The 25,922-nt window shown below is 50.4% G+C and carries 14 protein-coding genes; 12 read left to right on the plus strand and 2 right to left on the minus strand.

What is annotated here, in order from left to right; translation table 11 throughout:
* Window positions 1-224 precede the first annotated feature (224 nt).
* Genes C4H11_RS06795 through topA form a run of 3 tightly spaced genes read left to right on the plus strand, consistent with a single transcriptional unit; the run spans window position 225 to window position 7,376 of the window.
* On the plus strand, window positions 225-3,266 hold the full coding sequence (locus C4H11_RS06795) for a tetratricopeptide repeat protein (RefSeq protein WP_106040985.1): 3,042 nt from the start codon (window positions 225-227) through the stop codon (window positions 3,264-3,266).
* Between the two features lie 32 nt (window positions 3,267-3,298).
* Window positions 3,299-4,939, plus strand: coding sequence for a TonB-dependent receptor (locus tag C4H11_RS06800; RefSeq protein WP_106040986.1), 1,641 nt, complete (start codon window positions 3,299-3,301; stop codon window positions 4,937-4,939).
* Window positions 4,940-4,997: 58 nt separating this feature from the next.
* Window positions 4,998-7,376, plus strand: coding sequence for a type I DNA topoisomerase (gene topA / locus C4H11_RS06805; RefSeq protein ID WP_106040987.1), 2,379 nt, complete (start codon window positions 4,998-5,000; stop codon window positions 7,374-7,376).
* A 115-nt stretch (window positions 7,377-7,491) separates the two neighbouring features.
* On the opposite strand, the gene argS is transcribed toward topA, so the two are convergent.
* Window positions 7,492-9,309 carry an arginine--tRNA ligase gene (gene argS, locus C4H11_RS06810; protein WP_106040988.1) on the minus strand — a complete coding sequence of 606 codons (1,818 nt, stop codon included), beginning with the start codon at window positions 9,307-9,309 and terminating at the stop codon, window positions 7,492-7,494.
* A gap of 129 nt (window positions 9,310-9,438) precedes the next feature.
* Complete coding sequence (locus C4H11_RS06815; protein ID WP_106040989.1) at window positions 9,439-9,705, minus strand: HU family DNA-binding protein; 267 nt, start codon at window positions 9,703-9,705, stop codon at window positions 9,439-9,441.
* Between the two features lie 248 nt (window positions 9,706-9,953).
* On the opposite strand from C4H11_RS06815, the gene C4H11_RS06820 reads away from it, so the two are divergent.
* The 9 genes from C4H11_RS06820 to C4H11_RS06860 all read left to right on the plus strand — a co-directional run bounded on the left by C4H11_RS06820 (window position 9,954) and on the right by C4H11_RS06860 (window position 25,455).
* A complete protein-coding gene (locus C4H11_RS06820; RefSeq protein ID WP_164996515.1) occupies window positions 9,954-10,637 on the plus strand; it encodes a rhomboid family intramembrane serine protease in 684 nt (227 codons plus the stop codon).
* Window positions 10,618-11,508 (plus strand): rhomboid family intramembrane serine protease, encoded by an 891-nt coding sequence (locus tag C4H11_RS06825; RefSeq protein ID WP_106040990.1) that lies wholly within the window; start codon window positions 10,618-10,620, stop codon window positions 11,506-11,508. Before C4H11_RS06820 ends, C4H11_RS06825 begins: the two co-directional genes overlap by 20 nt.
* A 26-nt stretch (window positions 11,509-11,534) precedes the next feature.
* Window positions 11,535-12,635 carry an endonuclease/exonuclease/phosphatase family protein gene (locus C4H11_RS06830; RefSeq protein WP_106040991.1) on the plus strand — a complete coding sequence of 367 codons (1,101 nt, stop codon included), beginning with the start codon at window positions 11,535-11,537 and terminating at the stop codon, window positions 12,633-12,635.
* Between the two features lie 35 nt (window positions 12,636-12,670).
* A complete protein-coding gene (locus tag C4H11_RS06835) occupies window positions 12,671-14,755 on the plus strand; it encodes a M3 family metallopeptidase (protein ID WP_106040992.1) in 2,085 nt (694 codons plus the stop codon).
* A gap of 83 nt (window positions 14,756-14,838) precedes the next feature.
* The gene (secDF, locus tag C4H11_RS06840) at window positions 14,839-17,841 is read left to right on the plus strand and encodes a protein translocase subunit SecDF (RefSeq protein WP_106040993.1); all 3,003 of its coding nucleotides are present in this window, start codon (window positions 14,839-14,841) and stop codon (window positions 17,839-17,841) included.
* A gap of 1,280 nt (window positions 17,842-19,121) precedes the next feature.
* A complete protein-coding gene (locus tag C4H11_RS06845) occupies window positions 19,122-20,828 on the plus strand; it encodes a sialate O-acetylesterase (RefSeq protein WP_106040994.1) in 1,707 nt (568 codons plus the stop codon).
* A gap of 62 nt (window positions 20,829-20,890) precedes the next feature.
* Window positions 20,891-22,387 carry an MFS transporter gene (locus C4H11_RS06850; protein WP_106040995.1) on the plus strand — a complete coding sequence of 499 codons (1,497 nt, stop codon included), beginning with the start codon at window positions 20,891-20,893 and terminating at the stop codon, window positions 22,385-22,387.
* Between the two features lie 66 nt (window positions 22,388-22,453).
* The gene (locus C4H11_RS06855; RefSeq protein WP_106040996.1) at window positions 22,454-23,431 is read left to right on the plus strand and encodes a glycoside hydrolase family 43 protein; all 978 of its coding nucleotides are present in this window, start codon (window positions 22,454-22,456) and stop codon (window positions 23,429-23,431) included.
* A gap of 17 nt (window positions 23,432-23,448) precedes the next feature.
* The gene (locus tag C4H11_RS06860; RefSeq protein WP_106040997.1) at window positions 23,449-25,455 is read left to right on the plus strand and encodes an alpha-glucuronidase; all 2,007 of its coding nucleotides are present in this window, start codon (window positions 23,449-23,451) and stop codon (window positions 25,453-25,455) included.
* Window positions 25,456-25,922 lie beyond the last annotated feature (467 nt).

Genomic DNA, 25,922 nt, shown 5'->3' on the forward strand with positions numbered 1-25,922 from the left:
GTGTATGCGGAGGTGATACGGAGTTGATACGGAGGATATACGGAGGATATACGGAGCTGATGCGGAGAAAATGCGGAGGATGTACGGGTGGGCCATGCCTCCTTAACCGGTCTTCATTATCTTCACCGGAGAATCTCTTTCAAATATCCTAAAAAAAACAAACGGATAAAACAAATATGGTTTAAAACCTGTATGTTTGTAGAATACCTATTCGAAAACAAAGGATGAAAAATAGAATATCTCGAATACTCTGCACCGCACTTTGCTGTGCACCTTTACTCGCGACAGCACAGACCGGCGAGAAAAACACATCTCCCCAAAGACTCTATCAGGAAGGTAAAACCTTGTTCCGGCAAAAAGCCTACGCCGCTGCCGTCTCTCCGCTACAGATGTATGTACGCCAAATGCAGGCAGACGGACAACCGCTGCCCGACACGGGACAACGGCAGGAAGCGGAATATATGCTGGTATGCACCGCCTACGAACTAAGAAACCCTAAGAGTATGGAACTATTGAGGGCTTTTCTGGATGATTATCCCGACACGCCCCATGCCAACCGCATCTATGCGCTCATCGCTTCGACTTGCTTCTTTGAAGAGAAATACGACGAAGCACTTGCCATGTTCAACTCCACCCGCCTCGACCTGCTGGCACCTGAGGAACGAGACGACATGACCTACCGTTTGGCTACCTCTTACCTGAAGACAGGCAACGTCAAAGAAGCGGCCGTATGGTTCGAGACCCTGCGCAGCACAAGCCGGCGATATGCCGCCGACTGCGCCTATCATATCTCCTACATCCGATATACTCAAGGCAGACATGACGAAGCACTCAACGGCTTTCTGACTTTGCAGCAAAACGAGAAATACAGAAGTCTCATCCCCTACTACATCGCCGAAATCTATCTGATAAAGAAGCAGTACGACCAAGCCGAAGCGGTGGCCAAGAATGCTTTGGCCGCTCACTCCGACGGACTGTCATACGCCCATACGGCCGAGATGAACCGTGTGCTGGGAACAGCCGAATATCACTCCGGCAAGTATCACGAAGCCATGAAATCTCTTGCTGCCTATTTAGAACATAACAGCGAAGCTACACCCCGAAGGGACGCTCTTTACATGCTGGGAATGTCTCGCTACCAATGCGGCGTGTATTCGCAGGTGGCTGACGTCCTCAGCCGGGTAACCACCGAACAAGACGCCCTCGCACAAAATGCCTGGCTGCACATGGGGTTGGCCTATCTGCAACTGGCCGACAAGTCCAATGCGCGCATGGCTTTCGAGCAGGCAGCCGCCGGCAACGCCGACCGTAAAATAAAAGAACAGGCAGCCTACAATCATGCCTTGTGCATCCACGAGACATCCTATTCCGCTTTCGGCGAATCGGTGACCGTTTTCGAGAAGTTCCTGAACGAATTCCCCTCTTCGGCCTATGCTGACAAAATCAGCGGCTATCTGGTGGAGGTATATATGAACACGCGCAGCTACGATGCGGCCCTCCGCTCCATAGAGCGCATTGCCCAACCGGGCAGAGCCATTCTGGAAGCCAAGCAGAAGATTCTGTTCCAGCTCGGCACACAGTCTTTTGCCAATACGCAGTTCGAACAGGCCATCGGCTACTTCGACCGCAGTGTGGCTCTAGGGCAATACAATCTCCAGACCAAAGCCGATGCGGCCTACTGGCTCGGTGAGGCTTATTACCGCCTGAACCGGATGCGTGAAGCCTCGCGCAACTTCAACGAATATCTATCACTCACCCGACAGAGGGATACGCAGATGTTCGCACTTGCCTACTACAACCTTGCCTACATCGCCTTCCACCGTAAAGAGTATGCAACGGCAGAAAACAACTTCCGTAACTTTGTCCGGTTGGATAAAGGGGAGCATCCCCTCGTGCTGGCCGATGCCTACAACCGCATCGGCGACTGCTGCATGCACGTGCGCCGCTTCGACGAAGCCAAGCAATGCTATACAAAGACCGAGAGTCTGGGCACTCCCGCAGGAGATTATTCTTACTATCAGATGGCATTGGTGACCGGTCTGCAAAAAGACTATGCCGGCAAGATAGTCCTTCTGGAACGTTTGGCAAGCAAATATCCCGATTCTCCTTATGCCATCAATGCCCTCTACGAGAAAGGACGTTCCTATGTGCAGAGCAACAACAACCGACAGGCCATTGCGGCTTTCGGCGAACTGTTGGACAAATACCCCGAGAGTCCAGTCAGCCGCAAAGCTGCCGCGGAAATCGGCTTGCTTTATTATCAAAGCGATGACTACGCTCGTGCCATCGAAGCCTATAAACACGTAGTCACCCGCTATCCGGGAAGTGAAGAGGCCCGCCTTGCCATGCGCGATTTGAAGTCAATCTATGTGGACACCGACCGCGTGGAAGAGTTTGCAGCCCTTGCCGCACAGATGCCCGGGGCGGTGCGCTTCGAACCGAGCGAACAGGACTCGCTGACTTACATCGCCGCGGAGAAGACATATATGAGGGGCGAAGTTTCCGCAGCCAAAAGCAGCTTTCTTCGCTACCTGCAAAGCTACCCCAACGGCGCCTTCAGCCTGAACGCACATTACTACCTCTGCCTGACGGGAAAAGAACAAAAGGACGGGGAGGCTGTGCTGGAACATGCCGGGAAGTTGCTGGAATATCCGGATAATCCCTACTCCGAAGAAGCTTTACTGATGCACGGCGAAATCCTCTTCAACCGCCGGCAATATGCCGAGGCACTTGCCGACTACAAGAAACTGCAGGCCAAAGCCTCCACCGCCGAACACCGCCGACTGGGTACCATCGGCATACTGCGCTGCGGAGCACTGACCGGCAACGATGCCGAAGTGATTCATGCCGCCACAGCTCTGCTGGCCGAGGCCAATCTCACTCCGGAACTGCGCAACGAAGCACTGTACCACCAAGCCAAAGCCTATCTGAATCAGAAGGCCGACAAGAAAGCCATGGACAACCTCCGGTTGCTGGCCAAAGACACCCGTACCCTTTATGGTGCGGAAGCCAAATATCTGGTGGCGCAGCAACTCTATGCAGGGCATGAGTATGCCGCTGCCGAGAAGGAGATACTCGACTTCATCGACCAAAGCACTCCTCATGCTTATTGGTTGGCACGCAGCTTCATTTTGCTCTCGGATGTGTATGTGGCCATGAACAAGAAGATAGATGCCCGCCAATATCTGTTGAGCTTGCAGCAGAACTATGGCGCCGATGACGACATTGAGAAAATGATTAACGAGAGACTGGAAAAACTGAAATAAAAGAAGCCACGCATTGGCGTAAAAGAGAAATTATGAGAAAGTTAAGATATATCCTCGCCGGAATGGTACTGACAGCCGCCTCTTCAGCAGCCGTGGCACAAACGCAGGCCAAAGACACGACCGTGAACCGGACGGTCATTGTGGAACAGGAGTATAATCCGGACATCATGGATGCCTCGAAAATAAATGTGTTGCCCCAAGTGGAGCAGCCTGCCGCCAGTAAAAAAGAAGTGGAATATGACGCTTCCCTCGCTCCCGCCGGAAACATCCCAGCAAGCATCATGCCGGTATATGGCGGCAAAGAAACGCAAGCAGAGGCTCACCCCGGCTATGTGCGTCTGGGACATGGCAACTATGGCAATCTTGATGTACATGCCAACTATCTGTTCACCTTGTCCGACAAAGACCGCCTCAACCTGATGTTCAAGATGGATGGCATGAACGGCAACCTGAAGCAACCCGAAATCGAAGAGAAGTGGGGTTCTTACTACTACCACACCAACGCCTCGGTGGGCTACACCCATGCCTTCAGCAAAGTGGATATGGACATTGCCGGAAGATTCGGGTTGAGCAATTTCAACTTCCTGCCCTTCTCTGCAAGGAACAAGCAGAAATTCACTTCGGGCGACGTACACTTCGGCGTGAAGTCTACCGCCGACGACCTGACACTCCGCTTCCGGGCCGAGACCAACCTGATGTTCTACGAGCGTCAGCAAGACTTCATCGGCAACGGCATCAACGAGACCACAGTGCGCACGCTGGCAGAAACCATCGGTAACCTCTCTGAAAGCCAACTCGTGGGCGTGGCATTCCACATGGACAACACGTTCTATAACAACTACCAGTTTCAGACCCATCACGCCCTGAACTTCAATCCCTATTATCAGCTTCTGGGCGAAGACTGGAAAGTGCGCATCGGCGCACATACCGACTTGGCATTCGGGTTTGGCAAGAAGGTGCGCTTCTCGCCCGACGTGGCAGCCCAATATACCTTTTCCGACAATTATACCCTCTACGCACAGGCCAAAGGCGGTAAGCTGCAGAACGACTTCCGCCGTCTGGAGACCCTCCATCCGTACGGACTGATAACGGAACAGACCGACGCTACCTACGAACAGCTGAATGCCGCCCTCGGCTTCAAGGCAAGTCCGGCTCCCGGAGTCTGGCTGCACCTCTACGGCGGCTACCAAAGCTTGAAGGATGACCTCATGTTCTTCCCCGAATTCGACGACTCCATGACCCTCTTGCTGCGTACGGTGCAAACCGATACGAAGAATATCTATGCGGGAGCAGAAGTAAACTACAGCTACAAAGACCTCATCCACCTCACCGCATCGGGTGTGTATCGCAACTGGAGAGCGGATGGAGAAGAAGTGACCCAAGCAAGGGTGCTCGCTTTCAAACCGGCTTTCGAGGCCAACTTCCGCATCGATGTACGCCCCGTATCGTCCGTACTCGTGGGGCTCGGCTATCAGCACGCTTCGCGCGAAAAGGTGGAAGACCCCAAAGTAGCAGCCATCGGCAACCTCTATTTGAACGGCAGCTACGAACTCTTCAAAGGTATCGCTGTATATGCGCGTGCCAATAATCTATTGAACAAGAATTATCAATATTATTGGATGTATCCTGCCCAAGGCGTCAACTTTGTAGGTGGAGTAAGCTTTCATTTCTAATTTTTTTCCTACTTTTGCGCCCGAATTCAGTGACGGGAGCCACCAAAAAGAGAAAATTATGCAGAAAAACCTTGTAATTGTCGAGTCTCCGGCAAAAGCTAAGACCATCGAAAAGTTCTTGGGGAAAGATTTTAAAGTACTTTCCAGCTACGGCCATATACGCGATTTGAAGAAAAAAGCATTCAGCATCAATATTGAAAAGAACTTCGAGCCGCACTATGAGATTCCCTCAGACAAAAAGAAAATCGTAGCCCAACTGAAGGAAGAAGCCGAACAAGCCGAAACCGTCTGGCTGGCTTCCGATGAGGACCGCGAAGGAGAAGCCATCGCTTGGCATTTGTATGAGGTTCTGAAACTCAACCCGGAACATACTAAGCGCATCGTCTTTCATGAAATCACCCAAGATGCTATCCTGAAAGCCATAGAGAATCCCCGCGACATCGATATCAACTTGGTAGATGCCCAGCAGGCACGACGTATCTTGGATCGCATCGTAGGTTTTGAACTCTCGCCGATATTATGGCGAAAAGTGAAACCAGCTCTTTCCGCCGGCCGCGTGCAATCCGTTGCCGTCCGCCTCATCGTGGAACGCGAACGCGAAATACAAGCTTTCCGGGTCGAAGCCGCCTATCGGGTGACCGCCATCTTCCTCGTGCCCGACGACAACGGAAAAACCGTGGAAATGAAAGCCGAACTGGCTCGTCGCATCAATACAAAAGAAGAGGCCCTGAAGTTCCTGGAAAGCTGCAAGTCGGCCACTTTCGCCATCAACGACATCACCACCCGCCCGCTGAAGAAGACACCCGCCGCCCCATTCACCACCTCCACCCTGCAACAAGAAGCCGCCCGCAAACTGGGCTTCACCGTGGCACAGACCATGATGGTGGCGCAACGCCTTTATGAATCGGGACTTATCACCTACATGCGTACCGACTCGGTGAACCTCTCCGAACTGGCCGTGAACGACTGCAAGGAAACCATCGCCAACCTGATGGGCGAACGCTATGTACATCCCCGGCACTTTGCCACCAAGACCAAAGGAGCACAAGAGGCGCACGAGGCCATCCGCCCCACTTATATGGAGAACACCCGGATAGAGGGTAGCCCCCAGGAAAAGAAACTGTACGACTTGATATGGAAGCGCACCATCGCTTCGCAAATGACCGATGCCGAAGTGGAGAAAACCACCGTGAACATCGGCATCAGCAACGCATCGGACACCTTCACGGCTGTGGGAGAGGTGATTACATTTGACGGTTTCCTCCGTGTGTACAGAGAATCGTATGACGACGATGCAGAACCTCAAGAGGATGAAGCCCGCTTGCTGCCCCCCTTGAAGAAAGCGCAGCAACTGCAATTCGATCATATCACCGCTACCGAGCGTTTCACACAGCATCCCGCCCGCTACACCGAGGCAAGCCTCGTACATAAGTTGGAGGAGTTGGGCATCGGACGTCCGTCTACCTATGCTCCCACCATTTCCACCATTCAGCAACGCGAATATGTGGTGAAAGGAGAAAAAGCGGGCGAGGAACGTGCATACAATGTGCTTACGCTGAAAGACAATGAGATAGCAGATACGGGACATACCGAAATCACCGGGGCGGAAAAATCGAAGCTGATGCCTACCGATACCGGCATCGTGGTGAACGACTTTTTAATAGAGTACTTCCCAAACATTCTCGACTACAACTTCACCGCCAATGTAGAAAAACAGTTCGACGAGATAGCAGAAGGTAACAAACAGTGGACCGCCATCCTGAAGACATTCTACAAAGACTTCCACCCCTCCGTTGAAAAAACACTTGCCGCCAAGAGCGCACATAAGGCCGGCGAACGCATTCTCGGCAGCGACCCTGCCAGCGGCAGACAGGTGTCGGTAAAGATAGGCCGTTTTGGCCCGGTAGTGCAGATAGGCACTGCGGAAGACAATGAAAAGCCCCGCTTCGCCCAACTGAAAAAAGAGATGTCTCTCGAAACCGTCACTTTGGAAGAAGCGTTGGATCTATTCAAACTTCCACGCGCATTGGGCGAATACGAAGGCAAGGAGGTGGTGATCGGAGCTGGACGTTTCGGCCCGTACATTCAGTACAACGGCACGTACACCTCACTGCCCAAGACTATGGATCCGATGACCGTCACGCTGGAAGAAGCCGCCGGACAGCTGAAAAAGAAGCAGGAAGAAGAAGCCCAAAGGCATATCAAGAAATTTGAGGAGGAGCCGGAACTTGAAATACTGAACGGTCGATACGGCCCTTACATTGCTTATAAAGGCAGCAACTACAAAATACCTAAGGACATTGTTCCGCAAGACTTGAACCTGCACGCCTGCCTGGAACTTGTAAGGCTGCAAAGCGAGAAAGCAAACAGGCCCAGAAGAACGGCTAAGGCAGTGAAAAGCACAGCAAAAGCTGTTAAAACGACTAAAAAGAAATAGCCGATATCATCATCCCGACCTCAACAAGAAGATTTTTTTAAACGCAAATGACGCTGAACACGCAGACTTCTTCATTTAAGTCGTGCGCATTCAGCGTCACCTATCTTTTTCATTCTTACATTCTATCCGGAACCTCGATGCCGAGCAGCCCCATGCCCAGACGCACCACTTTGGCCACATTGGCGGAGAGGACAAGGCGGAACACCTTCACCGCTTCGTCCTTTTCATGCAGAATGCTGAAGTCGTGATAGAACTGGTTGTATTCTTTCACAAGGTCATAGATATAGTTGGCAATAACGGAAGGGCTGTAATCTTCGCCTGCCTGCTTCACCACCGCGGCAAAATCGGCCAGCATCTGTATCAGCCCTTCTTCTTTTTCGCTCAGCTCAACGCCTGCAGACAATCGGGAAGGTATCACGAGGTTTGCCTCTTTAGCCTTACGGAGCACGGACCGGATGCGCGCGTACGTATATTGTATAAATGGGCCGGTATTACCGTTGAAGTCAATCGACTCTTTCGGGTTGAACGTCATATTCTTGCGGGCATCTACTTTCAGAATGAAATACTTCAAGGCTCCCAATCCGACAATGCGGGCAATGTTGTCTGCCTCTTCCTGCGTCAAGCCATCCAGCTTGCCCAACTCGCCGGAAGTTTCCTTGGCTGTGGCTATCATCTCGGCCATCAGGTCGTCGGCATCCACCACCGTACCTTCGCGGCTCTTCATCTTGCCCTCGGGAAGTTCCACCATTCCATAGGAAAAATGTACCAATCCCTTGCCCCATTCAAAGCCCAGCTTATCGAGCAGAATGGAAAGAACCTGAAAGTGATAGTTCTGTTCGTTGCCTACCACATAAATCATCTTGTCGATGGGGTAATCGGCAAAACGCAGTTTGGCAGTACCTATATCCTGCGTCATATATACGGAAGTTCCGTCGGAACGAAGGAGCAGTTTGTGGTCCAAGCCTTCGCCGGTAAGATCCGCCCATACAGACCCGTCTTCTTTTCTGTAGAAAAAGCCTTTCTCCAAACCCTCAAGCACTTTTTCCTTTCCTTCAAGATAGGTATCGGACTCATAGTATATCTTGTCGAAGGTAACCCCCATCATGCGGTATGTCTCATCAAAGCCGGCATATACCCAATCGTTCATCTTCTTCCACAAGGCACGAACGTCAGGGTCATTGGCTTCCCATTTGACCAACATCTCCCGTGCTTCTTTCATCAAAGGCGATTCGGCTTCGGCCTTCGCCTTGGCTTCTTCTTCGCTCAATCCTCCGGCTTGGTATTTGGCCGTCAGTTCTTTTACCTCGGCCTTGTAATGCTTATCAAAGGCCACGTAGTAATCACCAATCAGGTGGTCGCCCTTCTTGCCGGACGATTCGGGAGTTTCGCCGTTGCCGTACTTCTGCCATGCCAGCATTGATTTACAGATATGGATGCCACGGTCGTTGACGATATTTGTCTTCACCACCTTGTTTCCGTTTGCAGCCATGATGTTGGCCAAAGCATTACCCAGCAGGTTGTTGCGGACATGTCCCAGATGGAGAGGTTTATTCGTGTTGGGAGAGGAATATTCAATCATCACAAGCGGGGACGCATCGGTGACAGATAGAATGCCATACTGTTCGTCCGCCTGAATGCCATTAAGCAGTTCAATCCACGCAGAAGAGGCGACGGTCAGGTTCAAGAAACCTTTGATGACATTGAACGATGCCACCATAGGCTCGTTTGCCTGCAAGTACCCGCCAATTTCCTGCGCCGTTTGCTCCGGCCCCTTTTTTGAAATACGGAGGAAAGGAAAGACCACCAGCGTAAGGTGCCCTTCAAACTCTTTCTTGGTTTTCTGCAACTGCACTTGCGCGGCAGGCACTTCCTGCCCGTACAGCGATTTCAGTCCGCCAATGACGGACGTTACCAGTTTCTGTTCTATATCCATGATGTTAATGTATTTTCGGAGGGACAAAGATAATGCAAAACAAAAGCAGAATAAAATTTTGCGAATAAAAAAGGGCGCACCGCCTTGCGGACACGCCCTTTTTCTGTCATACCTTATGATGTTTCTCGCTTATTCAGCAGTCAACTCTGTACCCGCTTTGAATTTTACAACTTTCTTTGCGGGAATGTTGATAGCTTGCTTCGTAGAAGGATTAATGCCTCTACGTTCAGCTCTTTCTGCCACAGAAAAAGTTCCAAAACCAACCAATGATACTTTATCACCGGCTTTCATTGCCTTAGTTACTGATGCAACAAACGCATCCAATGCTTTTTTAGAGTCTACTTTTGACAAGCCAGACTCTGTTGCGATAGCGCTGATAAGTTCCGCTTTATTCATAATACTTCAAATTAATTAATTATGTTATTAAAAAAAATCGTTCCTTTTTCTTTTACAAAGCTCCACAAAAATAGAGCAATATTTCTGAATATCAAACAAAAATATTAAAAAAATATAGGGAAATGACGAAAAAGAAGATTTAGAATAGAGTTTTTCTGCTATAAAACAGAATTTATTCGTATTTTTGCAAGAAAATGCAGACAAATGGCACCTTTTTCACCTTGCCGAAAATATTAGAATGAGGAATTATGAATACAATACCTACTGTCACCAAAAACCTATTAATAATCAATGTATTGATGTTCTTAGGCATCATCGTAGTCCAAAGTTACGGTGTGGATCTTGCCCAATACCTGGGCCTGCACTTTTTTCTTGCCGAAGACTTCAATGCCGCGCAGCTGATAACCTACATGTTCATGCATGCCGGTTTCTCGCACGTATTCTTCAACATGTTCGCCGTATGGATGTTCGGGCGGATTTTAGAGCAGGTATGGGGGCCGAAGCGCTTCTTGTTCTATTATCTGGCTTGCGGCATAGGAGCCGGAATCATTCAGGAGCTGGTGCAATACATTCATTATGAGACAGTGCTTTCTGCCTACGACAGCGTAAACACGGGGATGTCTGTCATTCCGATGAAAGAATACCTCAACATGCTTACGACCGTAGGCGCTTCGGGAGCGGTATATGCCATCCTGCTGGCATTCGGCATGCTATTCCCCAACCAGCAGATGTTCATCTTTCCCCTCCCCTTCCCCATCAAGGCAAAATATTTTGTCATCGGTTACGCACTGATTGAGCTATATGCGGGACTTGCGAATAATGCAGGAGACAATGTTGCTCACTTCGCACATTTAGGCGGCATGATATTCGGTTTTATCCTGATTATGTATTGGAGAAAAAAGGACAAAGGAAATGGCTACTATTATAACTGAACTGAAGGATAACTTTCGCAGAGGAACGATTTATATCCGGTTGATATACATCAATGCGGGCGTGTTTGTTCTCGCCACATTGACGGAGATAGTGCTCCGGCTTTTCAACCGCAGCGTGGCAGGGATGTTCGAGTGGCTGGAACTGCCGGCATCGTTTCATCGATTTGCCCTGCAACCCTGGTCGCTGCTGACGTATATGTTCATGCATGCCGGATTGCCGCATATTCTTTTCAACATGCTATGGCTCTATTGGTTCGGTGCACTGTTTCAGAGGCTCTTCTCTGCCAAACACCTACGCGGAGTATATGTGCTTGGAGGAATCGGCGGAGGCTTGTTGTACATGGCCGCCTATAACATTTTCCCGTACTTCGCACCTATGATAAACGGCAGTTTCATGCTCGGAGCCTCCGCTTCCGTACTGGCTGTTGTGACCGCCACGGCATACCGCGAACCCGATTATCCCGTACGGTTGTTCCTTTTCGGTACTGTCCGGCTGAAATATCTGGCACTAATTGTCATAGGTACCGACTTGCTGTTCATCACTTCCGGCAATGCCGGCGGACACATCGCACACGTAGGAGGCGCATTAGCCGGTTTATGGTTTGCAGTGGCCCTCGGCAAAGGAACAGACATCGTGCTATGGATAAACAAATCATTGGACATGCTATCTTCGTTATTCAGCTTTAAACCCCGAAAGCCGAAAATGAAAGTACATTACGGCACCGACAGAGAAAAAGATTACAATTATAACGCCCGAAAGAAAGCTCAATCCGATGAACTGGACCGCATCCTCGACAAGCTGAAAAAGTCGGGATATGAAAGTCTGACGACAGAGGAAAAGAAAAATCTGTTCGATGCCAGCAAGCGCTAAGTTTTTTTAAAGCAAAGGGAAAAGACGTGAAGCACTTAGGAAACCTCGTAGTCCTTCTGATTCTGGCGGCTAATGCCTTATTCACAGGCTTGTTGCTCCTTACCGCCTACAGTCCGCACATTCAGCCGATTGCACATCCGGCAGAATCGTGTCTGGGGCTGATGTTCCCCGTCTTCGTGGCGATAAACGGAAGCTTCCTTGCATTCTGGCTGCTCATACGACATTATAAATCCGCATTGCTGCCTCTGCTTGGTTTTCTGTTGTGCTATTCACAAATACGCGCTTACCTGCCCATCAATCTCCATACAGACCGGCTGCCCGAAGGAAGCATAAAGCTTCTGTCTTACAACATCATGGGATTCGACCGCGCCACCAAGCAAGACGGTAAGAATCCGATACTGACTTATCTGAAAGAGAGCAATGCCGATATACTTTGCCTGCAAGAGTACGCCACGGTAGAATCGCCTCACCACCTCTCACAAAAGGATGTGGAGCAGGCACTCAAAGCATATCCATACCAAGCCATTCATCCGATAGGCAGCGGAAAAGGATTTACCAATAAAACAGCCTGCTATTCCAAATACCCCATTCTCTCATCACGGGTATTGGATTATGCCAGCGGATACAATGGCTCGGTGTTGTACGAAGTGAAGATTGGCAAAGACACCATCACACTTATCAACAATCACTTGGAGTCGAACAAACTGACCCAAGCCGATAAGGTTGCCTATGAAGACATGCTCAAAGCTCCCGAAAAGGAGAAGGTGAAACATGGAATACGCCTATTGATACGCAAACTGGCAGAAGCATCGGCCATCCGCGCTCCACAAGCCGACACCATTGCAAAGGAAATAGCCGCCTCACCGCATTCGTGCATCATTGTCTGCGGCGATTTCAATGACACCCCCATCTCTTACACCCATCGCGTCATCAGTCAGGAGTTGGATGATGCCTTCATCCGGTCGGGGCGCGGGTTGGGCATATCTTATAACCAGAATAAATTCTATTTCCGGATAGACAATATCCTGACAAGCAAGAATCTGAAAGCCTATAATTGCACCGTAGACCATTCCATAAAAGCCTCCGACCATTATCCGATATGGTGCTATATCGCCAAAAAAGAGTAAACAAAGAGTAACAACAATTTAATACCAAGAAAACCATGTTGAAAAAAAGTATTCTAATTTTAGCAGCAAGTTGTATGATGTACTCCTGTGCCACTAAGACGGACAACAATCCGTTCTTTTCCGAGTTTCAAACGCCCAATGGCGTACCGCCTTTCGATAAAATCAAGTTGGAACATTATGAACCCGCCTTTCAAAAAGGAATGGAGGAGCAGAATGACAACATCCAAGCTATCATTGACAATACGGAGGCTCCGTCTTTCGAGAATGTCATTGCCGCCCTCGACAATAGTTCGCCAATACTGGACCGTGTCGGCGGTGTATTCCACAACCTGACGGAAGCCGAGACAACGGACGAACTGACAGCCCTCTCCATCAAGCTGGCTCCGATGCTGGCCGAGCATGAGGACAACATTTCGCTCAATCAGGAACTTTTCAAGAAAATAGATGCCGTTTACCGGCAGAAAGAGTCACTCGGTCTGTCGCGCGAACAAGAGAGACTGTTGGAAAAGACATACAAAGGATTTGTCCGCTCCGGAGCCAACCTCCCGGCCGACAAGCAGAATCGTCTGCGCGAAATCAACAAACAGCTTTCTACGCTCGGCATCACTTTCAGCAACAATATTCTGAACGAAAACAACGACTTTAAATTGTTTGTCGAGAAAGAAGAAGACCTGGCCGGCCTGCCCGAATGGTTCTGCCAAAGTGCCGCCGAAGAAGCAAAGGCTGCCGGACAAGAAGGCAAATGGCTGTTTACCCTGCACAACTCCAGCCGCCTGCCTTTCCTGCAATACGCAGCCAACCGCCCGTTGCGCGAGCAGATTTACAAAGCTTACATCAACCGCGGCAACAACAATGACAAGAATGACAATAAGAAAATCATCACCGAGATTATAAGCCTGCGACTTGAAAAAGCACAGCTGCTGGGCTTCGACTGCTATTCCAACTTTGTTCTGGAAAATAAAATGGCCAAGAACGCCACCACAGTAATGGATTTCCTGAACAAGCTGTGGGGCTACGCATTGCCCAAAGCAAAAGCCGAAGCATCCGAACTGCAAAAGTTGATGGACAAAGAGGGCAAAGGCGAGAAACTGGAAGCATGGGACTGGTGGTACTACACCGAAAAACTGCGCAAGGAAAAATACAGCCTGGAAGAGTCTGAAATCAAACCTTACTTCAAACTCGAAAACGTGCGCAACGGTGCTTTCTATGCCGCCAACAAGCTGTATGGCATCACGCTGACCAAAATCAACAATGTCCCGGTTTACCATCCCGATGTCGAAGTATTCGAGGTAAAAGCCCGGGACGGCTCACAACTGGGCATCTTCTATGTGGACTACTTCCCGCGCCCGGGAAAGAGAGGCGGAGCCTGGATGAGCAACTATCGCGAACAACGGGGAGACGTACGCCCGCTGATATGCAATGTGTGCAGCTTCACCAAACCCGTGGGCGATACTCCCTCCCTGCTTACCATCGACGAAGTGGAAACCTTGTTCCACGAATTCGGCCATGCCTTGCACGGACTGCTGACCCAATGCCAATACAAAGGAACCTCCGGCACCAATGTGGTACGCGACTTTGTGGAACTTCCTTCCCAAGTCAACGAGCACTGGGCCACCGAACCCGAAGTGTTGAAAATATACGCCAAACACTACCGGACCGGCGAAGAAATTCCCGACACCCTGATTGAAAAAATTCTCAACCAGCAGACCTTCAACCAAGGCTTCATGACAACCGAACTATTGGCAGCAGCCATTCTCGACATGAACCTGCACAACCTGACAAGCACCGAGGGAATTGACGTAGTGGCTTATGAGAAAGAAGCAATGGAAAAACTCGGCCTGATACCCGAAATCGCTCCGCGCTATCGCACCACCTACTTCAACCACATCATCGGAGGTTATGCCGCAGGCTACTACAGTTATCTCTGGGCAAATGTCTTGGACAACGATGCTTTCGAAGCATTCAAAGAACACGGCATCTTTGACAAACAGACCGCCGACCTCTTCCGCCAAAACATACTGGAAAAAGGAGACAGTGAAGACCCCATGGTGCTCTACAAGAACTTCAGAGGTGCTGAACCTCAATTAGACCCGATGTTAAAAAATCGCGGCATGAAGTAAGATTTGTGAAAAAAAAACTATATTTGCAGCCTTGTATACAACAGAATTAAATTCAAAAACAATAATAAAAAACTAAAAGTAACATGCAAAACAAAGGATTTGTAAGAGTTTTTGCAATATTGCTCACACTGGTGTGCGTATTCTACCTCTCTTTCTCTTTTGTGACTCGCCATTACACCAATAAGGCAAAAGAGTTCGCAAAAGGCGATGCGAGGGCAGAACAAGCATACCTTGATTCTCTGGCTAATGAGAAAGTGTATTTTGGCAATTGGACTCTGAAAGATTGTCGTGAGATGGAAATCGGGTTAGGCTTGGACCTAAAGGGAGGTATGAACGTCATCCTCGAAGTATCCGTGCCTGACGTCATCAAAGTGTTGGCAGACAACAAGACGGACGAAGCATTCAATCAAGCTTTGGCCAGTGCCGCCAAACTGGCAACAACAAGCCAGGAAGACGTTATCACACTCTTCGTCAAGGAGTACCATAAGTTGGCTCCGGAAGGCAAGCTCTCCGAATTGTTCGCGACCCAACAGTTGAAAGACAAAGTAAATCAGAAATCATCCGACGCTGAAGTTGAAAAAGTATTGCGCGAAGAAGTAAAAGCGGCGGTTGAGAACTCATACAACGTACTCCGCACCCGTATCGACCGTTTCGGCGTTGTGCAGCCCAACATCCAAAGCCTGGAAGACAAAATGGGACGCATCATGGTGGAACTACCGGGTATCAAAGAACCGGAACGTGTAAGAAAATTACTACAAGGTTCCGCCAATCTGGAATTCTGGGAAACATACACAGCCAAAGACGTGGCCCCTTACTTGCAGTCTGCCGACGCCAAACTGCGCACTATCTTATCGAGAAACGATGAAGCAGAAGCAGACAGCACAGCTTCCGACAGTGCAGCCCCGGCACCGGCCGTGGCACAAGCCAGTACAGCCGACAGCCTTGCCGCTGCCCTGAAAGGTGAAAGCAAAGAGCAGACCGCCAACTTGGAACAAATCAAGAAAGAACATCCTTTGCTGGCCATCTTGCAAGTGAACCCGAACAATGGTCCGGTGGCAGGATATGCCAATGCCAAAGACACCGCCGAAATAAACAGACTCCTCTCCATGCCCGAAGTTATGGCCGAGATGCCGAAAGACCTGCGCCTGAAATGGGGAGTATCGGCTTTTGAATACGACCCGAAAGCACAGACTTTCGAGCTGTACGCCATCCGTTCTACCGAACGTAACGGCAAGGCTCCGCTGGAAGGTGACGTAGTGGTGAATGCCAAAGACGAATACGACCAATATGGCAAACCCGCCGTAAGCATGTCCATGAACACGGACGGTGCCCGCCGCTGGGCTCAGCTCACCAAACAGAACATCGGAAAGAGCATCGCCATCGTATTGGATGGCTATGTATACTCCGCACCCAATGTCAACAATGAAATCACCGGCGGTAACTCACAAATCACCGGCCACTTCACTCCCGAACAAGCAAAAGACTTGGCCAACGTATTGAAATCAGGCAAAATGCCCGCCCCTGCCCACATCGTACAAGAAGACATTGTAGGCCCGTCACTGGGACAAGCTTCTATCAACGCCGGCATCATATCGTTCGTGGTAGCATTGATCCTGCTGATGATTTACATGTGCTCCATGTATGGCTTCATTCCGGGCATGGTTGCCAACGGCGCACTGGTTCTGAACCTGTTCTTCACGCTGGGCATCCTTTCATCCTTCCAAGCCGCATTGACCATGTCCGGTATTGCCGGTATGGTGTTGGCACTCGGTATGGCTGTAGATGCCAACGTATTGATTTACGAGCGCACCAAAGAAGAGCTCCGCGCGGGCAAAGGCGTGAAGAAAGCATTGGCCGACGGTTATTCCAACGCATTCTCCGCCATCTTCGACTCCAACCTCACCTCCATCATCACAGGTATCATCTTGTTCAACTTCGGTACCGGCCCTATCCGCGGCTTTGCCACCACACTGATCATCGGTATCTTGATTTCATTCTTCACGGCAGTATTCATGACCCGTCTGTTCTATGATTACTTCATGGGCAAAGACAAGTTGCTGAACCTGACATTCTCATCAAGCATTTCCAAGAACCTGATGACGAATGTACACTTCGACTTCATGGGAAGAAACAAATTGTGGTTGACAGTCACAGGAACAGCCATAGTGGTATGCCTTGCCTTCCTTACGCTCCGCGGATTGAGCCAAAGCATCGACTTCACCGGCGGACGCAACTTCAAGGTACAGTTTGAAAACAAGGTAGAACCCGAACAAATCCGCGAATTAATCTCCAGCAAGTTCGGCGATGCCAATGTAAGCGTTATCGCCATCGGAACAGACGGCAAGACAGTACGCATCAGCACCAACTACCGCATCGAGGAAGAAGGCAACAACGTAGACTCTGAAATAGAAGCATATCTGTACGAGACCCTGAAGCCCGTATTGACCCAGAATATCACACTCGAAACATTCATCGACCGTGAGAACCACACCGGCGGCAGCATCATCAGTTCGCAGAAAGTGGGCCCGAGCATTGCAGACGACATCAAGGAATCCGCCATCTGGTCGGTTGTTCTTGCACTGATTGCCATCGGCATCTATATCTTGATCCGCTTCCGCAACATAGCCTACAGCATCGGTTCTGTGGCCGCCTTAGCTTGCGACACCATCGTTATCCTGGGCGCCTACTCCATCTGTTGGGGCTGGATGCCGTTCTCCCTGGAAATCGACCAGACGTTCATCGGCGCCATCCTGACGGCTATCGGCTACTCCATCAATGACAAGGTGGTAATCTTCGACCGTGTACGCGAGTTCTTCGGCCTCTATCCGAAACGCAGCAAGTTCCAGCTTTTCAACGACTCGCTGAACACCACGCTGGCACGTACCATCAACACTTCATTCAGTACACTGATCGTATTGCTGTGCATCTTCATCCTTGGCGGTGATTCTATCCGCAGCTTTGCATTCGCCATGATACTGGGTGTTGTGTTCGGCACACTGTCTTCTTTGTTCGTGGCATCTCCCGTCGCTTACCTGCTTATGAAAAATAAGAAAGCCGGAGAAACCGCAACAGAAGAAACAAAGTAAATCCATAACCTATAAAGGTCCCTGAAAATAGGATGTATCTCATTGTGCGAGGTACATCCTATTTTTGTTTCTTATAGCTGCCACAATTTGTTTTCTTATTATTGCTGTCCGGTAAAACTTTTTGCTCTCTATCTGTATTAGATAAAATAGACTAAAACTTATGATTTCCCGTATTTATGGGTTGTTATTTGTCTTTTCCTATCACAAAAAGAACATTTTGTAATGCTTATTGTTTGAAACAGAACCCCAAGCCCATAGATAAATTAGACGGCTGGCTGCAACATCGATAAATAAAGGAATGTAGAGCTTTCAGTTTATTTTTACCGGACAACAATATTTTCTTATAGCTGCCTCAAAAAGAAGAATTACACACAGCGCTGTCAGTCGAAAAGGCTGTCATCTGAAAAGGCTGTTAGCAGGAAAGGCTGTCAGTCGAAAAGGCTGTCAGCTGGAAAAGTTTCTCTCCTCTATATGTAAACATCATCACATCCCCTACATTTTATGTATCACTCCGGCTAGCAATCTCTGTCCGAGACGTGCGAACATATATTCGCGCACTGCGAACGCTTATCCGCAGTGCGCGGATATCCGTTCGCAGTGCGCGAACAGAGATTTCTCCAAAGAAAAGAACAACTTTACTCCCTACTGATTGCAAGTTTTCTTCATGATCTTCAAAAGTTTTCTCTATAGAGAGAAGACGCCCTGCTCGGAAGCAAAGGAGCTTGGCATGTAGAACGAGTAAACTAACGATTCACGGCAAAGGCACTTCCCGCAAAAGAACGTACCTTAAAGAGATTCTAAAAGCCGGGATACATGCGTCATACGAGAGTAAAAACGTGCCATAAAGAGACCCTAAAGCCGGGATGCATGCGTCATACGAAAGCAAAAACGTGCCATAAAGAGGCTCTAAAGCCGGGATACACACCATACGAAAGCAAAAACGTACCATAAAGAGGCTCTAAAGCCGGGAATGTACGCTGTGCGAAAGTATATGTAACGTGGACAAAGACTGATGTTACCTGAATAAAGTTTTGTGCAACATTTTTATATTTGGCTTTATCTGCATAGCATTATCTTTGCATCCGGAAGAAGTTAATTCTTAGTCCAATGCGATAAATTCATGCAGATTACACCGACGGTTGTTCTGTTCGGAAAGCGTTCAACAACGCTCTTTAATTTTTTCTTTAAAAGCACAGACGGAGCAAAGCCGACAGCAAACAACATCGAATTGAATCGAATCAATTCAAATTAATTTAATTCAGCATTAAAGAAAGTAAGATATGATGTTTAGTGGTTATAATAAAATCAGGTTAGAAATGGCAGTGCTGCTTTTTCTTTGCGGTGTCGTGATGGCGGAAGCGAAGGTAAAGCTGCCTGCCTTAATTTCAGACGGAATGGTGCTGCAACGCGAACAACCCGTCAAGGTATGGGGGACAGCCGATACCGGAGAGAGCATCCGAGTGAGCTTCGGCAAAGCCGCTCTTCCGCTCTCCATAAAAGGTAAGAAACAGAAAGGCGCCTATATCACCACAACAAACAGCGACGGACAGTGGAGCATCGAACTCCCCCCCTTGAAAGCCGGAGGGCCTTACGTCCTGCAAATCAACGACACGGAAATAAAAGACATCCTGATAGGAGACGTATGGCTGTGTTCCGGGCAATCGAATATGGAACTTCCCGTCAGACGGGTGACGGACATGTTTGCCGACGAGATAGCGAGCTACAACAACGAAAGGATACGCCACATCATCGTGCCGAAAGTGTACAATTTCCACGCTCCGCAAGCCGACATGCCACAGACCGCCTGGAAGAAGCTGAACCAAGAGAACGTGATGGAGTTCTCCGCATTGGCCTATTTCTTCGCCAAAGCCTTGTATGAAAAGACCGGCATTCCCATAGGACTTATCAACGCCAGTTGGGGCGGAACACCCGTGGAGGCTTGGGTCAGCGAAGAGGGTTTGAAAGAATTTCCCTTATACATCAACGACAAGCGGCGTTATGAGGACGACCGCTACCGCGAGCACATCAAACAGGTGGAAGGCGAGAACTTCCGCCGCTGGAACGAAGCATTGTATCGCGGAGACGCCGGACTGCACGAAGCCACGCCGTGGTATGCCAAAGAGTACGACGCCAGTGCATGGCGAGAAATCGACATGTTCGCTTCCGACTGGGGGAACAACGGTTTGAACCCGATTGGCGGTTCGCATTGGTTCCGTCAGGAGGTCAACATCCCCGACATCATGCCGAACAGCGAAGCCACCCTGCGATTGGGCTGCATGGCAGACGCCGACTCGGTATATGTGAACGGAGTTTTTGCGGGCAACACCACCTACCAATATCCGCCGCGCATCTATAAAGTGCCGGCAGGCGTGCTCAAAGCCGGGAAAAACAATATCACGGTGCGTCTCATCAGCAATGGCGGACAGCCGGGCTTTGTCAAAGAAAAGCCTTATAAGATTATTTATCAGGCCGCAAACGGCCAAGCCGCCAAAGAAATCAACCTCCAAACGAGCTGGAAGTATCACCTCGGCGCTCCCATGACCAACGCTCCGGATATGATGTTTTTCTGCTACAAGCCCGTATGTCTGTACAATGCCATGATTGCACCGTTCAAGAACTACGGCATACGGGGCGTGGTGTGGTATCAGGGGGAATCCAACGTGTCACGGCGCAACGAATATCAATCGTTGCTGACTGCCATGATTGCCGATTGGCGACGGACTTTCCAATCGGAGAAGCTACCTTTTTATATCGTGGAACTGGCAGACTTCCTGTCCAAAGAGGACGTGTACGGACGCAGAGCATGGGCGGAAATGCGGCAGGTGCAGGCCGAGACAGCCCGAGCCAACCCGAACGCCCGCTTGATAAAGAACAGCGACCTCGGAGAGTGGAACGACATCCATCCGCTGGACAAGAAAACGCTGGGACAACGCGTGGCGGAAGCCGTGTCGGAACGGGCCGTGCCGGAATCCGGGCAGGCCAAGTAAGGACTATAATAAAAGACTATAATAAAAACAATAACAATCAACCCCCAACAGATTAAAACACCATGAGCCACATGAGCCAAAAAGTATCGATGGCCGAGAAGATCGGATACAGTCTCGGCGATTGCTCCGCGAACTTAGTGTTCCAGATGATGATGATTTATCAAACCAAGTTCTACACGGACGTATTCGGGCTGGAAGGTGCAGTTGCCGGCAGCGTCATGCTGATAGCCCGCATAGTAGATGCTTTTGTAGATCCCACCGTGGGACTTCTGTCCGACAGAACCCAAACCCGTTGGGGCAAATATCGCCCGTGGGTGTTATGGACCGCCCTACCTTTCATGGTGTTCTACGTACTGGCTTTCTACAATCCCGGCATTGAAGACAAAGGATTGGTGGCAGTGTACGCCACCATCTCATACACCCTGCTGATGACGCTCTATTCGTTCAACAACACCCCTTACGCCTCGTTGGGCGGTGTGATGACCAGCGACATCAAAGAGCGCAACAGCATCACCAGCATCCGTTTTGTGGCCGCCACCATCGCACAGTTCGTGGTGCAAGGACTTACGCTGCCTCTCGTCAGCAAGTTTGCCGGTCCGGAAGGCGACAAGGGTCATGGTTGGCTGTGCACCATTTCGCTGTTTGCCATCATAGGCTTCGCATTCTTCGTCATTACCTTCTTCTCCGCACGCGAACGCATCACGCCGCCCTCCGGGCAGAAGACGGATACCGTGAAAGATATCAAGGACGTATTCCGCAGCATCCCCTGGCGTGCCATGTTCATCCTCACCTTGTTCCTCTTCACCACGCTGGCCATGTGGGGAAGTGCCATGAACTACTATTTTGAGAATTATGTGGATGCCGATGCCCTATACTCGTTCCTCGACAAATTGGGATTGGTCACCACCCAGGCCGGCACGGGCCTGGGATATAACCTGCTCAATGCGTTCGGCTTGATAGTAGGCAGTCCGGATAAGGCATACGAAGTAGGCTTCGGGGTGTTCAACATGCTGGGCGCATTGGTGCAGTTCTTCGGAGTAATCCTGCTGTCGGGCTTCCTTGCCAACCGCTACGGAAAGAAGCGTGTATTCATCATCTGTCTGGCTTTGACGGCCGCTTTCACCGCCATGTTCTACTTCCCCAACGAAACGGATATAGAAACGATGTTCTTCCTGAACTTCCTGAAGAGCCTTGCCTATGCTCCGACAGTGCCGTTGCTATGGGCCATGATCGCCGACGTGGCAGACCATTCGGAATACATCAACTACCGCCGTGCCACGGGATTTGTCTTTGCCGGAGTGGTGTTTGCCCTGAAAGCCGGCCTTGGCATCGGCGGTGCCATCTTAGGCTTCCTGCTATCGGGCTTCGGATACGTCAGCGGAGCGGGAGCGGCACAGACAGAGTCGGCCATTCACGGCATCGTGCTTTCGTCGAGCCTGATACCGGCAGCCACGTTCTTCGCAGGGGTCATCGCCCTCTGCTTCTACCCCATCACCAAGACCTACAATGAGCGGATGCAGGCCGAACTGACGGAGCGAAGAATGAAAAACGATTATTAAAAAGAAAAGAACAGAGCACTGCAAATAATTCGTGCTTACCATAAAACAACGCTAAAAAATAACAATATGAAGAAAGAAATGAGATATTTAGTACCCGGAGACTACATGGCAGACCCGGCAGTGCATGTCTTCAACGGCAGAGTGTACATCTACCCCAGCCACGACTGGGAAAGCGGCATCCCCGAAAACGACAACGGCGACCACTTCAACATGAAAGACTACCACGTCTTTTCTACCGACGATGTGATGCACGGCGAAATCAAAGACCACGGAGTGGTGCTTGCCACTGAAGACATCCCTTGGGCAGGGCGTCAGCTATGGGATAGCGACGTGGCCTTTAAAAACGGTAAATACTACATGTACTTCCCGTTGAAAGACAAGAACGATATTTTCCGTATCGGCGTGGCCGTCAGCGACTCGCCCGAAGGGCCTTTCATCCCGCAGCCCGACCCGATAAAAGGAAGTTACAGCATAGACCCCGCCATTCTGGACGACGGCGACGGTTGCTACTACATGTACTTTGGCGGATTGTGGGGCGGGCAACTGCAACGCTACCGCGACAACAAAGCATTGGAAAGTGCCGTATTGCCCACCGGTGATGAGCCTGCCCTGCCGGGACGTGTGGTGAAGCTGAGCGACGACATGTTGCAATTTGCCGAAGAGCCGAGACCCGCGGTGATTCTGGATGAGAATGGCAAACCGCTGACTGCCGGCGACAACGGACGCCGCTTCTTCGAGGCCAGTTGGGTGCACAAATACAATGGCAAGTATTATTTCTCCTACTCCACCGGCGACACGCACCGCCTGTGCTATGCCATAGGAGACAATCCTTACGGGCCTTTCACTTATCAGGGTGTCATCCTCACTCCCGTGGTGGGCTGGACCACCCATCATGCCATCACGGAATATAAAGGGAAGTGGTATCTTTTCCACCACGACTGTGTGCCATCCAACGGCCGGACGTGGCTCCGAAGCCTGAAGGTATGCGAACTGGAATATGACTCGGAAGGAAAAATCATGACCATCGACGGAGGAGGAGAGTAAACCGCAAACAATATATCATGAAACATCGACTCTATCTACTGATTTGTATCACTCTGTCATTCATCAACCAAATGGCTGCCGAAAACGGCAGCCGTTTGTGGTTACGACAGAGCGGAGAAGCCGGCGCATCGGTCGAGGTATCGTCCAGACGTGCATCCGCCACTCTGAATCTGGCTGCCGAGGAGTTGCGGCAGGCGTGGAAAGGGAATCCCGTCACCCTCTCCATCGAGAGAGACAAGGCACTTGCCGCCGACGGCTTTAAAATCGTGTGCGGCGAAGGCAGAGTGCGGGTAAGTTCGCCCACCGGAACCGGCCTGCTCTATGCCGCCTACCACCTGCTGCGCCTGCAAGAAAGCGAACAAGTCATCGCCTCCACCACAGAAAACCCGGCCTACACGCTCCGCATCCTCAACCATTGGGACAACATAGACCGCACCGTAGAACGGGGATATGCCGGACAATCGCTTTGGGACTGGGAGCGACTGCCCCACAACCTCTCCGAAAGATATAAGGAGTACGCCCGTGCCAATGCCTCCGTCGGCATCAACGGTACGGTGCTGAACAACGTAAACGCCTCCCCTGTGATTCTCTCCGCCGAATACCTGAACAAGGTAAAGGCGCTGGCTGATGTCTTTCGTCCGTACGGCATACGCGTCTATCTCTCAGTCAACTTCGCCAGCCCGATGGCACTCGACAGCCTGCCCACCGCTGACCCGCTGGACAAGCGTGTGGTTGGCTGGTGGAAAAAGAAAGTCCGCGAGATATACAGCCTCATCCCCGATTTCGGTGGTTTTCTGGTGAAAGCCAACAGCGAAGGGCAGCCCGGCCCGTGCGACTTCGGGCGCACGCATGCCGAAGGCGCCAACATGCTGGCCGATGCGCTGAAATCCCATAAAGGCATCGTCATGTGGCGCGCTTTCGTCTATAGTCCCTCGGATGCCGACCGTGCCAAGCAGGCTTATCTCGAATTTAAGCCGCTGGACGGACGTTTTCGCCCGAACGTCATCGTGCAGGTAAAGAACGGGCCGGTGGACTTTCAGCCTCGCGAGCCTTACAGCCCTCTGTTCGGTGCCATGCGGCATACTTCGTTGATGGTGGAATTCCAAATCACCCAAGAGTATCTGGGGCACTCCAACCACCTCGTCTATCTGGCACCCATGTGGAAAGAGTTCTTCGGCCTTGTGCCGCCCTCTACGCTAAAAGCCGTTGCCGGCGTTTCCAACATCGGTAGCGATGCCAACTGGTGCGGACATCCTTTTGCCCAAGCCAACTGGTATGCCTTCGGGCGTCTTGCGTGGAATCCGTCGCTCTCGTCCGAAGCCATAGCCGACGAGTGGCTGCGACAGACTTTCAGCAAAGAAAAGGAGTTCGTAGAACCCATCGGGCGGCTAATGGCCGAAAGCCACGAAGCGGCAGTGGACTATATGATGCCGCTCGGCCTGCACCACATTTTTGCTTGGGGACATCACTACGGCCCTGAACCCTGGTGCAACGTGCCGGGTGCACGCCCCGACTGGATGCCTTCTTATTATCACAGAGCCGAAGAGAGCGGTATAGGCTTCGACCGCAGCCACACGGGCAGTCGTGCCACCGCTCAATATCCCGACTCGCTTTGCCGATTGTACGACAATCCGTCCACTTGTCCCGAACAATACCTACTTTGGTTCCATCACCTCTCGTGGAGTCACCGCATGAAGAGCGGGCGCACCCTGTGGGATGAGCTTTGCCATCGCTACGACAGTGGTGTGCAGCAAGTGAGGGAGTTCCAGAAGACGTGGGACAGAGTTGAGAGTTTGATAGATGCCGAACGTTTCCGGGACGTGCAGTCGCGACTGAAAACGCAACTCCGCGATGCCATTTGGTGGAAAGACGCCTGCCTGCTCTATTTTCAGGAATTCTCAAAGCTCGCCATACCGTATAATATAGAACGCCCCATACACGAATTGGAAGAGCTGAAGAAGATTGTCCTGCCCATCAGCAACTTCGAGTGCCCCGACAGCCGATTGCTGAACCGCAACCGATAGAAGGCAAACCATAGTCTGGCACAAATCAGCCGATTTTCACATTTTCTCCATCGCGCGGCTGTTCTCCCACAGCTGCCCGATGGAGAATTTATTTTTACATCAAACCGAAAGAATATTCTCAGCCTTTTCTTCCACACCGAGAAAGACCTCGTTCCTCGGTGAGGAAGAGGGTGTTCCTCGGTGAGGAACGCATCGTTTCTCGGTGAGGAACAAGCACCCCTGCCAGAAGATGTTTTGAGAGAGATAAAAAGGTAAAAAGGGTTGATTGGAATAATCTTAACAAAAAGAGAAATTATCCTTATAGCCTCAAAGATAAAGCAAGAAACATAGAGGTAAATCTGAAAACCAGAAGTGACCAGTAAATAAAAAACATACTCGAGAGTAAGTGATTTTAAGCAAATGCTTGTTCGCAGACAATCGCTACCGATAGCTTGAGAGAGGTTTTCATTATCCTCATTCAAGAATTT

This window comes from Bacteroides zoogleoformans (genome assembly GCF_002998435.1).
In the GTDB taxonomy this organism is placed as follows: Bacteria; Bacteroidota; Bacteroidia; order Bacteroidales; family Bacteroidaceae; genus Bacteroides; species Bacteroides zoogleoformans.

What these genes read in the sequence shown, in the direction of transcription:
- C4H11_RS06860 (WP_106040997.1), top strand. Translation starts at nt 23,449, where the DNA reads ATGAAACATCGACTCTATCTACTGATTTGTATCACTCTGTCATTCATC.
- C4H11_RS06855 (WP_106040996.1), top strand. Translation starts at nt 22,454, where the DNA reads ATGAAGAAAGAAATGAGATATTTAGTACCCGGAGACTACATGGCAGAC.
- secDF (WP_106040993.1), top strand. Translation starts at nt 14,839, where the DNA reads ATGCAAAACAAAGGATTTGTAAGAGTTTTTGCAATATTGCTCACACTG.
- C4H11_RS06845 (WP_106040994.1), top strand. Translation starts at nt 19,122, where the DNA reads ATGATGTTTAGTGGTTATAATAAAATCAGGTTAGAAATGGCAGTGCTG.
- C4H11_RS06825 (WP_106040990.1), top strand. Translation starts at nt 10,618, where the DNA reads ATGGCTACTATTATAACTGAACTGAAGGATAACTTTCGCAGAGGAACG.
- C4H11_RS06795 (WP_106040985.1), top strand. Translation starts at nt 225, where the DNA reads ATGAAAAATAGAATATCTCGAATACTCTGCACCGCACTTTGCTGTGCA.
- topA (WP_106040987.1), top strand. Translation starts at nt 4,998, where the DNA reads ATGCAGAAAAACCTTGTAATTGTCGAGTCTCCGGCAAAAGCTAAGACC.
- argS (WP_106040988.1), bottom strand. Translation starts at nt 9,309, where the DNA reads ATGGATATAGAACAGAAACTGGTAACGTCCGTCATTGGCGGACTGAAA.
- C4H11_RS06835 (WP_106040992.1), top strand. Translation starts at nt 12,671, where the DNA reads ATGTTGAAAAAAAGTATTCTAATTTTAGCAGCAAGTTGTATGATGTAC.
- C4H11_RS06800 (WP_106040986.1), top strand. Translation starts at nt 3,299, where the DNA reads ATGAGAAAGTTAAGATATATCCTCGCCGGAATGGTACTGACAGCCGCC.
- C4H11_RS06850 (WP_106040995.1), top strand. Translation starts at nt 20,891, where the DNA reads ATGAGCCACATGAGCCAAAAAGTATCGATGGCCGAGAAGATCGGATAC.
- C4H11_RS06820 (WP_164996515.1), top strand. Translation starts at nt 9,954, where the DNA reads ATGAATACAATACCTACTGTCACCAAAAACCTATTAATAATCAATGTA.
- C4H11_RS06815 (WP_106040989.1), bottom strand. Translation starts at nt 9,705, where the DNA reads ATGAATAAAGCGGAACTTATCAGCGCTATCGCAACAGAGTCTGGCTTG.